Origin of the sequence: Bacillus sp. IT-79MI2 (assembly GCF_949768135.1) — a bacterium.
Lineage (GTDB): Bacteria > Bacillota > Bacilli > Bacillales > Bacillaceae_G > Bacillus_A > Bacillus_A pseudomycoides.
This window is the reverse complement of sequence record NZ_CATKPV010000128.1, coordinates 61,473-75,125: the sequence shown is the minus strand read 5'-3', so window position 1 is coordinate 75,125 and position 13,653 is coordinate 61,473. Positions and strand designations below refer to the sequence as shown.

The window sequence follows — 13,653 nt, the reverse complement described above, 5'->3', positions numbered from 1 at the left end:
CATTTCAAGGGAGAATATGCATGTTAGGTAAAGAGAGGAATGAAGTAGAGTATGAATATATCTAGAGTGCATCATATTGCAATCATTTGTTCTGATTACGAAACATCTAAAAATTTTTATGTTAATATATTAGGGTTTAGAGTGTTGAATGAAGTTTACAGAGAAGAAAGGGATTCGTATAAATTAGATTTATGTGTAGGAGGATAGTATCAAATTGAGTTATTTTCATTTCCAAATCCTCCAAAGCGGCAAAGTTTTCCTGAAGCAGCTGGTCTTAGACATTTAGCATTTGCAGTTACGGATATACACGAAGCAGTGGGGCATCTAAAGCGATGTGGAATAAAGACAGAGCCAATACGTGTTGATGAAATAACAGGGAAACAGTTTGTGTTTTTTCAAGATCCTGATTGTTTACCATTGGAGTTATATGAGAACTAAAAATTGGGGAAATTTATATAGGTTTGCTTTTTGACAAATGAAGAGAATAAGAACAAAGTGAAACTTCCATTCGTTTTTCTTTCAATCAGCTTCTTTGATTGAAAGAAAACTTCTTTTAAAAAGGAGGTGTAACTTTAGCTAAGAAAAGCTAAAGGCGTTCTTTGGAAATTGCTAAATTAATTATGGTTGTTATTCTTATTGCATTAACTGGTTTTTTTGTGGCAGTTGAATTTGCGATTATAAAAGTGCGCAGTAGTCGCATTAATCAGCTTGTAGGAGAAAAAAAACGTGGCGCACTAGCAGCTAAGAAAGTGATTTCAAATTTAGACGAATATTTATCAGCATGTCAGCTCGGAATTACAATTACAGCTCTAGGGCTAGGCTGGTTAGGCGAACCAACGATAAAGCATGTATTAGAACCGATATTTTTAAAAATTGAACTTTCATCTGCGATTGCGAGTACTGTTTCTTTTATTATTGCATTTGCTGTTATTACATTTTTGCATGTTGTGATTGGAGAGCTAGCACCAAAAACATTTGCTATTCAAAAAGCAGAACAAGTAAGTTTGTTACTATCTCAGCCGCTCATTTATTTTTACCGGATTATGTATCCGTTTATTTGGGCTCTAAATGGCTCAGCTCGCCTCGTGACTGGCATATTTGGATTATCCCCTGCTTCTGAGCATGAAGTTGCACATTCAGAGGAGGAATTAAGACTTATTTTATCGGAGAGTTATAAAAGCGGAGAAATTAATCAGGCGGAATTTAAATATGTAAATAATATTTTTGAATTTGATAATCGGTTAGCAAAAGAAATTATGGTTCCACGCACTGAAATAGTTGGTTTATATGAAGATGAACCGTTCGAAACACATATTAAAGTGATTGGACAAGAAAAGTATACAAGGTATCCTGTATTTGGAGAGGATAAAGATGAGATTATTGGGATGGTTAATGTAAAAGACTTATTTATTCGCTATATGGATGGTGGACAAAACGAAGAATGTTCTATTATTCCGTATACGAGACCTGTAATTGAAGTTTTGGAAAATATCCCAATCCATGATTTGTTACTGCAAATGCAGAAAAGAAGAATTCCCCTTGCCGTTTTATATGATGAATATGGGGGGACGGCGGGAATTGCAACACTTGAAGATATTTTAGAGGAAATAGTTGGTGAAATTCGGGATGAATATGATGAAGATGAACATCCACCCATCGAACATATAAGCGAAACGTATAAAATTATCGATGGAAAAGTACTCATTAGTGAAGTGAATGATTTGCTCGGTTTACATTTGTTTGCTGACGATGTAGATACGATTGGTGGTTGGATTATGATGCAAAAACAGACAATTGTTGAAGGTGATGTCATTGAAACGAATGGCTGGATTTTCAAAGTTCTTGAAAAAGATGTGCATCAAATTAAACGAGTAGAAATAAAGAAAGTTGAAGCGGAAGATACAGCAATTGCGTAATCTTTATAAATTAGAAGTATGAGTGCGTCATCGATTTTGCAGAAAAACAGTATTGTTTGCGCTTTCAAAAAAGGTGCTATATATTGAAGGAAGATATAGAAATATATCTCTTACAAAAATCATATTTTTATAGAAATCGTTTTTAGGTCATCGATTAGAATGAAAAGTATAGGTGATGAAAAATGGTAGCAACGAAAGGGATACGTATTGAAAAAGATTTTTTAGGAGAAAAGGAAGTACCAAATGCAGCTTACTATGGTGTTCAAACATTACGAGCAGTAGAAAATTTTCCGATTACAGGATATCGTATTCATACGTCATTAATTAAAGCAATGGCAATGGTTAAAAAAGCTGCAGCACTTGCAAATATGGAAACAGGTTATTTGCACGCAAATATTGGGGAAGAAATTGCAAAATCGGCTCAGGAAATTATTGATGGGAAGTTTCATGAGCAGTTCATTGTAGACCCAATTCAGGGCGGGGCAGGGACTTCTATTAATATGAATACAAATGAGGTTATTGCAAACCGTGCACTTGAGAGAATGGCGCATGAAAAAGGAAACTATGCAATCATTAGCCCGAATACACATGTGAACATGGCGCAATCAACAAATGATGCGTTCCCAACAGGAATTCATATTGCGGCGCTTATGATGCTAGAAGAACTTCTTATTACAATGGATGCACTTCATCGTGCATTTACCGATAAAGCAAAAGAATTTGATCATGTGATAAAAATGGGGCGTACACATCTGCAAGATGCAGTTCCAATTCGTCTTGGGCAGGAATTTGAAGCATATAGCCGAGTGCTTGAGCGTGATATAAAACGCATTAGGCAGTCTCGTCAACATTTGTATGAAGTGAATATGGGCGCAACGGCGGTTGGGACCGGATTAAATGCAAATCTAATTTATATTGAGCAAGTTGTAAAGCATTTACGCAGTATTAGCGGATTTCCACTAGTTGGTGCAGAACATTTAGTGGATGCAACGCAAAACACAGATGCGTATACAGAAGTATCAGCAACACTAAAAGTATGTATGATGAATATGTCTAAAATTGCAAATGACTTGCGCATTATGGCATCTGGCCCACGTGTCGGATTGGCTGAAATTCAATTACCAGCTCGTCAACCAGGATCATCTATTATGCCAGGAAAAGTAAATCCAGTTATGGCAGAAGTAATTAATCAAGTGGCCTTCCAAGTTATTGGAAATGACCATACAATATGTTTAGCATCAGAAGCAGGACAATTAGAACTAAATGTAATGGAGCCGGTGTTAGTATTTAATTTAATTCAATCCATTAGTATTATGAATAATGCATTCCGCGTATTTCGTGAGTATTGTATTAAAGGTATTACTGCAAATGAAGAATTGTTAAAACAATATGTTGAGAAAAGCGTTGGGATTATTACAGCGGTGAATCCTCATATTGGATATGAGGCGGCATCTCGCATTGCTCGCGAAGCGATTGAAACAGGTAAATCTGTTCGTGAGCTTTGCTTAGAGCATGGTGTGTTAACAGAAGAGGAACTTGATATTATTTTGGATCCATATGAAATGACACATCCCGAAATTGCTGGTGCGTCGCTATTGAAGAATAAAAAATCCTGATACTGTGTGTATTAGGATTTTTTTATACCAAAGTATAAGAATGAGTGAATGGTTAGAAAGAAGAAGATAAAAAAACGATCCCACGTGAGGGATCGTTTTCATCTTTTAAAAGATATTAAATATAGAGTTAAGTTGAAGTAAACTAATTATGACTAAGAAAATCAAACTATATTTCATTGCTGTTTTAAATAGGACAGATTCTTTACCAACTAGTCCAACTGCCGCACAAGCAACTGCTACAGATTGTGGTGATACCATTTTTGCCATTGTGCCACCGACTACGTTTAAAGCAACAAGTGTAGAAGGTACGATATCTAATTGTGCTGCAGTTACTGCTTGAAGTGGTGCAAATAATGAACCACTTGATACTACAGAACCAGTTAAGAATACGCCAATCCAACCTAAGATTGGAGATAAGATTGGGAAGGCCTTACCAGTAGATGATAAAGCTAGTCCAAGAGTAGAAGACATACCAGAGTAGTTTGTTACATATGCTAATGCAATTACACTACAAATTGTATAAATTGGAGCTTTTAGCTCTTTTAATGTTTCAATAGTTAGTTCTTTAACCAATTGGCCTTTTGCGCGATATACAAGTAAAGATACGATAATTGCTAGTACAATTGCAGTAGTTGTAGATGAAAATACATCTAGCTTGAAGATTGCTGCAAATGGTGTATCGGCATTTACAATTGGTGTTGTTTTAATAACGTGATTGTGTAAACCAGGAATCTGGATATTAAATACTAAGTTTGCTAACGCACCGTTTGGAGCGAATAAACTTTTGATTGCTTTTAAATTGAAAATTGTTACGAATGCAGTTAAGAATGCAAATGGTGACCAAGCGTATAAAATTTGTTTCATTGTGTAGCTATGTTTTTCTACTTGTTCTTCAGTTTGAGCTGAAGATTTTGGTTGCCATACACGTAGGAATAATGCAAGTGCAACCATGCTGACAACTGCAGCGAAAATATCAGTTAATTCTGCGCCAAGGTAGTATGTTACAACGAACTGAGTAATAGCGAAAGAACCACCACTTACAAGGATACCTTGCCAAGTTTCTTTAATTCCTTTAAAGCCATCTACCATTGCAACAAGTAAGAATGGTAATACAAAGCTAATGAAAGGTAATAATGTTACAGCTTGACGACCAACAGTTAATGCATCCATTTGAGTTAATTGAGCAGGTACTGTAACTGGTATTCCCATTGCTCCCATTGCGCCACCAGCAATATTTGCAACTAAACAAATACCTGCTGCGTTTAATGGGTTAAATCCCATACCTACAAGTAATGCTGCTGTAATTGCAACCGGTACACCGAATCCAGCTGCACCTTCTAAGAAAGCACCGAAAGAATAAGCGATTAATAATACTTGAAGGCGACGGTCGCTTGTAATACTTGAAATACTGTCGCGAATAACATTAAATTGCTCAGTTTTTACTGTTAATTTGTAAAGAAAGATTGCTGCAATAACAATTGTACAAATTGGATAAAATCCAGCTGCTACACCAAATGCAGCTGATGATACTGCCATTGTTGCAGGCATTTTATAAACGAATATGGAAAGAATGATTGCTAAAATTACGCTATAAAGTCCTGATAAATATCCTTTGATCTTAAATACTGTTAAACAAAGAACAAAGAATAAGATTGGAAGAGCAGCGACAAGTGCTGATAACCAAATGTTGTTTAACGGGTCATAAATTTGTGTCCAAGTACTCATAATAATGACAACTCCTATCTATAATATGTGAAGGCATTCACATTATTTGTGAAACAATTCACAATCAACTTACATCGCTAAGTATATTCCTCTTCAACACTATTGTCAACGTAAAAAAGTATAATTATTCCATAATAGTGTTAACTTTAAAAATTTCGTTACATTTTGTTCATAAACTAGACAAAAAGAGGAATCGTGTATATTAAAGTACACGATTCCTAATTTATCCCGCATTAACGAGCAGTAAGGTCCACACTTCAAGATTTAGAGGGAAATGAGGAAGATAGGTGGGGGATGAAGAAAACCCCGCTGATGGGCTCTCCATATACGCAACCATATGCTCATATGTCATTGGTCCTACATGTTTAAAATGAATAATTCTTTTGTCATCAAGAATAAAGGAGGAAGTTTTGGATAATTGTATAGGCAAGTGCAATATTAATTAAGACTATTATTAATCGCTTTTTAATTGTGGATCCTCCTTTTTACTAAAATTTAACTCTTCCCATCGTAACAAAGCAATTTTTATAGGTTGAATAACTAAAAAGATTACATTCACATATCATTTAAGAACAATATTTTACAATATTATTACGGTAAATATTGTGAGTGAAAAAATATAACAAAAAGGTTGAGAAAACAGCATTTAGAAGCAAAGTATTCCGATCTGTATTTTTTGCTTTTTCACTAAGCCGTGTAGTATAATATTCAAAATCAGCAGGGGTTTCTGCCCTTAATTGTATGTTGATAAAAGGAGGAAAAAATTTTTTTATTTTAGGTTGATAAAGTTGTGTCGTAACAGGAAATATAAAAACAAATATATAAAAATAAATAAAGTGAAAATAAAAATGAAAAAATGAGGGGAACTTTATGAATCAAAATCAATTTGATTGTCGTATTTCAGAAGAGGATGTACAAATGCTACGAGCGTTAGCTCACCCGCTCCGTCTTCGCCTTGTAATGGAGCTTATGGGGCGTGGAACTTGTAACGTAACACAATTGCAGGAAGTATTAGAAATTCCGCAATCTACTGTTTCACAGCATTTAACGAAATTAAAGCAGAATAAAGTTGTTCGTTTTGAAAGACGTGGATTAGAAGTATATTATCAAGTGCATAATGAGAAAGTAAGTGAAGTTGTAAAGACACTATTTTCATAAAATTTGAATATTACGGAAAAAGATGTGCAGAGATGCACGTCTTTTTTATTTAAAAATAGGTGTGAAAACTCCACTTCAAGATCTGAAGGAGAGAAGTGACGAGAGTCTTCACGGAATATATTTCAAAGAGAAATGAGAAGATAAATAAGAGTGTAATAAGTAAAAGGAGGAATGAAGGATGGATGTAAAGCGCGTAAAACAAATTTTATCATCTTCGAGTAGAATCGATGTAACTTATCATGGTGTACCGGTTTGGATTGAAAGTTGTGATGAGGGACGTGGGATTGCAAATGTATATGATGTGAAAACACCAAATGAAACAGTACAAGTAGATGTTACAGCGCTAGAAGAGGAATAAAAAAAGCGGAGAATTTTCTCCGCTTTTTTTATTCCATCATATGTGCAATTTTTTTAGAGAACATAAGAAGTACGAACCCAAGTACAATTACGATAATACCAATGCTTGCGAATACTTCTAGATATCCTAAAGATTGTGTGAAGGCAGCTAGTGCGCCAGCTAGATAGTTCGCCATACCAGAACCAGCTAACCATACTCCCATTAATAGGGATGCTAATTTTACAGGAGCAATTGCACTTACCATTGATAGACCGATTGGTGATAAGAATAGTTCACCAATTGTATGGAACAGGTATGTGAATACGATGAATAATAAGTTTGCTTTAGTAGCAATATGTGCTTCATCGCTTCCAGTTTTCAGAACAGCTAATGTTAAAACAAGGTAGCCAATGCCTAGTAAAATCATACCAAGTGCCATTTTTGTTGGAACTTTTAAGTCACCATTTTTTGTTTTAGATAGTTTCATCCATAACATAGATACGAATGGTGCTAATAGTACGATAAATGCTGGGTTAACAGATTGGAACCAAGATGTTGGAACTTCCCATCCGAAAATTGTACGATCAACAAATGTGTTTGTATATAGTGTTAAAGAGCTACCAGCTTGTTCAAAACCTGCCCAGAAGAAAACTACGAAGCAAGTTAAAATAACGATTGCCCAAGTACGGTTCTTTTCTTGTTTTGTTAAAGGTTGTTTCTCAATTACTTTTGCGTTTTTGTCTTTTGACTTTTTACCTACAACTGTTGTTCCTGCATTACCAAGGTAACGAGGAGCTGATAGGTTAAAGAAAATCTGTCCAACAATCATACCGATACAAGCTGCAAGGAACCCGTATTTATAACCCATAACCATAACGCCATTAGCGCTTGTTTTAAAGAAATCTTCTGCAAGGAATCCGCAAATTAGTGGTGCAAAGAAAGCCCCTACGTTGATACCCATGTAAAAGATTGTAAAAGCACTGTCACGGCGTGAATCATTTTCACCGTATAGTTCACCTAAAAGTGTAGAAATATTTGGTTTGAAGAATCCATTACCGATGACTAATAATCCTAGTCCTAAAAAGAGACCGGTTTTTGTATTCATTGAAAATAGTACAAAGTTACCAATTGCCATAATAATACCACCAAGGGTAATTGCATGACGTCTTGTAATAAAGTGGTCAGTTAACCAACCACCCGCAATTGGTGTGAAATATACTAATGCTGTAAAAATTCCGTATAATTGTACTGCAAAAGCCTTGTCGAATCCAAGACCTCCGCTTACAACAGTTGTTGTTAAATAAAGAACTAAAAGGCCACGCATTCCATAGTAACTAAATCTTTCCCACATTTCTGTTAAGAACAACAAATACAATCCAGGCGGATGTTTTTTTGGTGATTGTTGTTCTTCAGCTTTTTTTAATTTTAAAGCTGCATCCATTTTTGCTTCCCCCTAATCCTGTATAACGGATATTTATGTAATCATTTTAATTTACAAAATATTTAGAAGTCAATAGAATTATATGGGAATAGAAAGGAAATTTTTAAAATAATCTATTGAAGCTTCGACCGTTATTGTATTTTTCCCTGAAAACTAGATAATAAGCGTTTTCAAATGTAATATTTGAATTCCAAAAGAAAATAAAATAATGATTAATCAGAAAATTTAGATTAAAACAACTATTCCGATATACAGAAATTATATTTTATTTACTATTACAATATAACATATTGAGAATAAAAATACAAAATGAAATAATGTGACATTTTTGTGTGAGCGAAATGAAAACAGCTCCCGAAAGGGGAGCTGTTTTTGAAAAATATTATTTTACAAATCGTTTTTCAATATCATCTAGCATTAAGTTTGCTGCCATTACACCGCCAGCTGTATTCCAAATCACATCGTCAACTTGATATACTTTGTTGTTTTTTACAGCATTTAAGTTTTTGAATAAAGGATCATTTATATATTCTTTCTCAAGTTCAGAGCCCTTTTTCTCATTTCCTTGATTGTAAGTAAAGTAGAAGATGATATCGCCATCCATTGCAGGGATGCGTTCTTTAGATACGTTACGTTCTGCAAAGTCATTTTTGTTTTGATCACCAGGACGTTTGAAGCCAAGTTCTTTTAAAATAACACCAGAGAATGTATCGCCGTGATAAATACGAACATCACCAGGCATAAAGCGTACCATAGAAATTTCTTGATTTACTTTATCCCCAAGCTTTCCATTTAAGTCTTTGATACGTTTGTCGTAATCAGCTAATACCTTTTGACCTTCTTTTTCTTTATTCAATGCTTTTGCATAAAATTTAAAGTTATCTTTCCATTCACCGCGTAGTGTTTCTGAGAAAACAGTAGGAGCAATACCTTTTAGCTGCTCGTACACTTTTTCTTGACGCATTTTGTTACCGATAATTAAATCAGGTTTTAAAGCAGCGATTGCTTCGATATTAACTTGACTTTCGTTACCGACAGATTTTACATCTTTCATTTTATCTTTCATATGTGGATACCATTGGTCACTAGTTGGTGGTTGTACAGCACCGATCGGTTTTACACCAAGAGTAAGTAAAGCTTCTGTTCCTTCATTTGTTAAAACAACAACACGTTTTGGATTAGCAGGAACTTCTGTTTTACCCATTGCATGTTCGACAGTAATCATTTCTTTCTTTTCTTCTTTTTTAGGTTCTGCCTTGTTAGATGAGTTACTACATGCACCTAAAAGGAGTGAAAATGATAGTACGAATGCAAATAACGCAAACGATTTTTGTTTGATGAAATTCATTATGTATCCCCCTACATATTGAGAATGGTTTTCATTGTCAAAACTGATATTACGGTTTAATAAATATATTGTCAATAGTAATAATTTACAATCATTATTACTACAAATGAAAATAATTATCACTATCATTGACAATGCGAATTAAGTTACAATACACTAATAACGTATCATTATGCATTAAAGGAGAAACGCTGCATGTTATTAAAAACAAATCAAGCAAAATGGGTTGGATTATTTGTTGGAATCATTGCAGTTATTACTTGTATTTGGGGGAGTATTATTTTCGGATATACAAATACGAGTTGGAAGTTAGCACTCGATGCTTTTTTCCATTTTAATGGTTCGAATGAACATATTATTATTCAAAACGTACGTCTTCCACGTGCGCTTATCGCTGCTAGTGTTGGTGCTAGTTTAGCCATCGCTGGTTGTTTTATGCAAACTTTAACAAAGAATCCCCTTGCTGCTCCAGACTTTATTGGATTAAACTCAGGTGCTGCCTTTTTTATTGTTGTAGCCATTGTTGTTTTTTCGATAACATCTTTGTCAGCGTTTACGTGGATCGCCTTTTTAGGTGCAGCAGTTGCTGCAGCACTTGTATTTGCTTCTAGTTCTTTAGGAAAAGAAGGGACAACTCCTCTTAAGTTAACGTTGGCAGGGGTAGCGATAAGTGCCCTATTCTCTTCTTTAACACAGGGACTGCTTGTATTAAATGAAAAAGCGTTAGAAGAAGTGTTGTTTTGGCTTGCTGGTTCCGTACAAGGCAGAAAGTTAGAAGTATTACAATCCGCATTTCCATATTTATTAGTTGGTTGGATTGCCTCTCTCCTAATGGCAGGGAAAGTGAATACGCTAATGATGGGAGAAGATGTAGCAAAAGGGCTAGGACAACGAACAGTGATGATGAAGGCATTTGTACTACTTATTATTGTTTTATTGTCAGGTGGATCTGTTGCTGTTGCAGGACCAATTGGATTTGTTGGAATTATTACCCCTCATTTCGCAAGAGCTCTTGTTGGTGTAGATCATCGCTGGAGAGTTCCATATAGTGGTTTGCTAGGTGCCATTCTACTATTATTTGCAGATATTGCTGCGAGATATGTGATTATGCCACAAGAAGTTCCAGTAGGGGTTATGACAGCATTTATTGGTGCACCATTCTTTATTTATATTGCACGTAAGAGAGGGCTTAGCAAATGAAGAAGTATATTCCGTTTCGTATAGGAAAAGACGGCCTCTCGTTTTTAATGTATAAACGAGCTTGTCTCGTCTTATTCAGTTTATTAGTCATTTTAACTGGCTTGTTTTTTGCAAGTGCGGGTATGGGGGAGATGAAAGTAGCTCCATATGATGTATGGCAAGCAATCATTGGAAACGGTGATGCAATGTCAAATATGGTTGTCAATAAATTTCGTATGCCACGTATTCTAATTGCAATTCTTGTAGGAATAGCTCTTGCTGTAGCAGGTTGTATTTTACAAGGACTCGTTCGAAATCCGCTTGCTTCGCCTGATATTATTGGAATTACAGGTGGTGCAAGTGTAGCGGTTGTACTATTTCTTGCTTTATTTAGTGATAAGAACAATGCATTAACAGTAAGCATTCATTATATGCCGCTAGCAGCATTTATTGGTGCAACTGTCGTCGCATTTTTTGTATATTTATTCGCATGGAGAAATGATGGATTATCAGCAGTTAGTCTTGTTTTAATAGGTGTCGGATTTTGGGCACTGACAAAGGCAGCGACAACATTATTTATGCTGTTAGCGCCAATCTATCAAGCGAGCCAAGCAAATGTATGGATTACCGGTACTGTTTACGGATCTTCCTGGCAAAACGTAGGGGTGTTAGCACCTTGGGTTCTTATCTTAACAGTGGTTGCATTTATATCAGCGAGACATTTAAATGCACAAGAACTTGGTGATGATATTGCTGCCGGACTTGGGATTCGTTTAACAAAATCACGTTTTTTCCTGCTACTCCTAAGTACGGCGTTAATTGGGGGAGCGGTTGCCTTTGCAGGTGGAATCGGATTTGTTGGTTTAATGGCGCCGCATATTTCAAGAAGATTAGTTGGTTCTTTATATGGTGCATTACTTCCAGTAGCAGCTATTGTCGGTGCGATTTTAGTACTTGCTGCCGATTTAATTGGGCGCACAGTCTTTGCCCCGCTTGAAGTTCCAGCAGGTGTATTTACATCAGCAATCGGTGCTCCGTATTTTATTTATTTACTTTATAAAAGTCGAAATTCATAAAGGTAAAAAAATACATAGATGATTTTCTGTCTATAAAAAACGGGGTAAAGGAAGATGAACATGAACATGCAAAAAGCACTAGAGACTAAATCGTTAACATTGTCTTACGGTGAAACAACTATAATTAATGAGTTGAATTTAGAGATTCCAAAAGGAAAGATTACGATTTTTATCGGTTCTAACGGCTGCGGAAAATCCACTTTATTACGTTCACTTGCTCGTTTATTAAAACCGACATCGGGTGATATTTTATTAGAAGATAAAGCAATTCAAAATATGCAAACGAAGCAGATTGCTCGTCAAATGGCAATTTTACCACAAGGACCTCAAGCTCCAGAAGGACTTACTGTACTGCAACTTGTGAAACAAGGACGTTACCCATATCAAACATGGCTGAAGCAATGGTCAGAAAAAGATGAGGAAATGGTACAAAAAGCGCTTGCTGCAACAGGTATGACGGAATTTGCTGAACGTGATGTTCATGCTCTTTCAGGTGGACAACGTCAGCGCGCTTGGATTGCTATGACGCTTGCACAAGATACAGATATTATTCTGTTAGATGAGCCGACAACATACTTAGACATGACACATCAAATTGAAGTGCTAGATTTATTATTTGAATTAAATGAAACAGAGCAAAGAACAATCGTTATGGTACTACATGATTTAAACTTAGCGTGCCGCTATGCAGACAACATTGTAGCCATTCAAGATAAACAAATTTATGCGCAAGGTAAACCAGAAGAAATTGTTGATTGTAAATTAGTTCGTGATGTATTTCGGATGGATTGTCAAATCATAACCGATCCGTTATTTGGAACGCCGCTTTGTATTCCGCAGGGAAGAGGAAGATGTTTACTTCCACAAGCAGCGCAGGTAGTGAAATGAAAAAAGCGATGAAATTTCATCGCTTTTTTATTTTTTACAAGAAAACAAGAGAAAAAGAGGAATACGCAATCGGCGTGTATATTCTTCTTCGCTTTGAAAATGGTTTCGTTTTGGTGTTGCTTCTCGTAAATCTGTAATTGTAAATCCAGCTTGTTGTAAGAGTGTAAAATATTGTTCGATGGTGCGGTGATATTTAATGACATCCTGTTCAATCCATGGTTCAATACGCTCTCCAGTTTTGAAATAATTGTCGATAAGCCAACTTGTTCTCTTACCGCTAGTTTGTAAACTCTCGAATGAAGAGGTAATAACGGGATGTTGAACGCTAAAAGTGAAGATGCCGTCGTTTTTTAAAGTTTGATAAACATTTTGAAAAATAATATCGAGATGTTCAATATAGTGCAGAGCGAGTCTAGATGTAACAAGATCAAAAGTAGAAGAGGGGTATGTATAGTCTTTGAGGTTTATAAAATGGACGATTCCACTTTTATTTTCTAGTTGTTTTATAGCTTCTGTATACATAAGGTGAGAGCCTTCAATACCGGTATAGGATAAGCAACCTTTTTGTAATAACTCTACACCGAACTGGGCATCACCACATCCTAGATCAAGAATTGTCTTTTCTTTCACATCACCAATGAGCTGCAATAAGGCTGGTTTTTCGATTGTATCATTTGGATTATCATTTCGATATCTACGCTTCATGTACTGTTCAAAAAAAGAATCGTTATTATATACTTCAGATTCTGTAAATGCCATTTTCTCAGCTCCTAAAAACATTTTTTTCATTCTATCAAACAATTGAAGTAAATCATAGATTTCTTGTATTTAATCCTATATAATTAAAAGTTGTAAGCGTTTTCTTTAAGCTATTTTTCTATAATAAATTTCGAAAACGTGTTAAGCTAGTAGAGGGATTATTAGCATTATTAAGATAATAATCCGCTTACATGAACGATAGGGAGGCTT

Annotated in this window: 11 protein-coding genes and 1 pseudogene; 8 read left to right on the top strand and 4 right to left on the bottom strand. The window is 35.5% G+C overall.

Annotation, left to right across the window (positions count from 1 at the left end):
• Window positions 1–51 precede the first annotated feature (51 nt).
• From ACM6HU_RS26785 to aspA, 3 genes and pseudogenes are all read left to right on the top strand, one after another.
• Window positions 52–438, top strand: a pseudogene (locus ACM6HU_RS26785) (VOC family protein).
• A 161-nt stretch (window positions 439–599) separates the two neighbouring features.
• Complete coding sequence (locus ACM6HU_RS26780; RefSeq protein ID WP_016113079.1) at window positions 600–1,916, top strand: hemolysin family protein; 1,317 nt, start codon at window positions 600–602, stop codon at window positions 1,914–1,916.
• Between the two features lie 182 nt (window positions 1,917–2,098).
• Complete coding sequence (aspA, locus tag ACM6HU_RS26775; protein WP_016113080.1) at window positions 2,099–3,532, top strand: aspartate ammonia-lyase; 1,434 nt, start codon at window positions 2,099–2,101, stop codon at window positions 3,530–3,532.
• A gap of 105 nt (window positions 3,533–3,637) precedes the next feature.
• Here the strand turns inward: aspA and ACM6HU_RS26770 are convergent, their stop codons facing one another.
• Window positions 3,638–5,257 carry a lactate permease LctP family transporter gene (locus tag ACM6HU_RS26770; RefSeq protein ID WP_016131179.1) on the bottom strand — a complete coding sequence of 540 codons (1,620 nt, stop codon included), beginning with the start codon at window positions 5,255–5,257 and terminating at the stop codon, window positions 3,638–3,640.
• Between the two features lie 870 nt (window positions 5,258–6,127).
• On the opposite strand from ACM6HU_RS26770, the gene ACM6HU_RS26765 reads away from it, so the two are divergent.
• Window positions 6,128–6,415 carry an ArsR/SmtB family transcription factor gene (locus tag ACM6HU_RS26765; protein WP_003195107.1) on the top strand — a complete coding sequence of 96 codons (288 nt, stop codon included), beginning with the start codon at window positions 6,128–6,130 and terminating at the stop codon, window positions 6,413–6,415.
• Window positions 6,416–6,593: 178 nt separating this feature from the next.
• Window positions 6,594–6,773 carry an acid-soluble spore protein H gene (locus ACM6HU_RS26760; RefSeq protein ID WP_016113082.1) on the top strand — a complete coding sequence of 60 codons (180 nt, stop codon included), beginning with the start codon at window positions 6,594–6,596 and terminating at the stop codon, window positions 6,771–6,773.
• A 28-nt stretch (window positions 6,774–6,801) separates the two neighbouring features.
• Here the strand turns inward: ACM6HU_RS26760 and ACM6HU_RS26755 are convergent, their stop codons facing one another.
• Complete coding sequence (locus tag ACM6HU_RS26755) at window positions 6,802–8,193, bottom strand: peptide MFS transporter (protein ID WP_414848535.1); 1,392 nt, start codon at window positions 8,191–8,193, stop codon at window positions 6,802–6,804.
• 382 nt (window positions 8,194–8,575) lie between these two features.
• Window positions 8,576–9,541, bottom strand: coding sequence for an ABC transporter substrate-binding protein (locus tag ACM6HU_RS26750; RefSeq protein WP_016113084.1), 966 nt, complete (start codon window positions 9,539–9,541; stop codon window positions 8,576–8,578).
• Window positions 9,542–9,736: 195 nt separating this feature from the next.
• Here ACM6HU_RS26750 and ACM6HU_RS26745 point away from each other — a divergent pair, with 195 nt between their 5' ends.
• Genes ACM6HU_RS26745 through ACM6HU_RS26735 form a run of 3 tightly spaced genes read left to right on the top strand, consistent with a single transcriptional unit; the run spans window position 9,737 to window position 12,684 of the window.
• Window positions 9,737–10,741, top strand: coding sequence for a FecCD family ABC transporter permease (locus ACM6HU_RS26745; protein ID WP_414848534.1), 1,005 nt, complete (start codon window positions 9,737–9,739; stop codon window positions 10,739–10,741).
• Window positions 10,738–11,796, top strand: a complete 1,059-nt coding sequence (locus ACM6HU_RS26740) for a FecCD family ABC transporter permease (protein ID WP_016113086.1) — start codon at window positions 10,738–10,740, stop codon at window positions 11,794–11,796. The genes ACM6HU_RS26745 and ACM6HU_RS26740 overlap by 4 nt, the downstream gene beginning before the upstream one ends.
• 60 nt (window positions 11,797–11,856) lie before the next feature.
• Complete coding sequence (locus ACM6HU_RS26735) at window positions 11,857–12,684, top strand: ABC transporter ATP-binding protein (RefSeq protein ID WP_016113087.1); 828 nt, start codon at window positions 11,857–11,859, stop codon at window positions 12,682–12,684.
• Window positions 12,685–12,711: 27 nt separating this feature from the next.
• Here ACM6HU_RS26735 and ACM6HU_RS26730 read toward each other — a convergent pair whose 3' ends face one another.
• Entirely contained in the window at window positions 12,712–13,443 is a 732-nt protein-coding gene (locus tag ACM6HU_RS26730) for a class I SAM-dependent DNA methyltransferase (RefSeq protein WP_016113088.1), read from the bottom strand.
• Between the last annotated feature and the right edge of the window lie 210 nt (window positions 13,444–13,653).

Bases quoted from the DNA above. Each gene is read 5' to 3' on its own strand.
- ACM6HU_RS26735 (WP_016113087.1), top strand. From the start codon at position 11,857: ATGAACATGCAAAAAGCACTAGAGACTAAATCGTTAACATTGTCTTAC.
- ACM6HU_RS26765 (WP_003195107.1), top strand. From the start codon at position 6,128: ATGAATCAAAATCAATTTGATTGTCGTATTTCAGAAGAGGATGTACAA.
- ACM6HU_RS26760 (WP_016113082.1), top strand. From the start codon at position 6,594: ATGGATGTAAAGCGCGTAAAACAAATTTTATCATCTTCGAGTAGAATC.
- ACM6HU_RS26755 (WP_414848535.1), bottom strand. From the start codon at position 8,193: ATGGATGCAGCTTTAAAATTAAAAAAAGCTGAAGAACAACAATCACCA.
- ACM6HU_RS26770 (WP_016131179.1), bottom strand. From the start codon at position 5,257: ATGAGTACTTGGACACAAATTTATGACCCGTTAAACAACATTTGGTTA.
- ACM6HU_RS26740 (WP_016113086.1), top strand. From the start codon at position 10,738: ATGAAGAAGTATATTCCGTTTCGTATAGGAAAAGACGGCCTCTCGTTT.
- ACM6HU_RS26750 (WP_016113084.1), bottom strand. From the start codon at position 9,541: ATGAATTTCATCAAACAAAAATCGTTTGCGTTATTTGCATTCGTACTA.
- ACM6HU_RS26730 (WP_016113088.1), bottom strand. From the start codon at position 13,443: ATGGCATTTACAGAATCTGAAGTATATAATAACGATTCTTTTTTTGAA.
- aspA (WP_016113080.1), top strand. From the start codon at position 2,099: ATGGTAGCAACGAAAGGGATACGTATTGAAAAAGATTTTTTAGGAGAA.
- ACM6HU_RS26745 (WP_414848534.1), top strand. From the start codon at position 9,737: ATGTTATTAAAAACAAATCAAGCAAAATGGGTTGGATTATTTGTTGGA.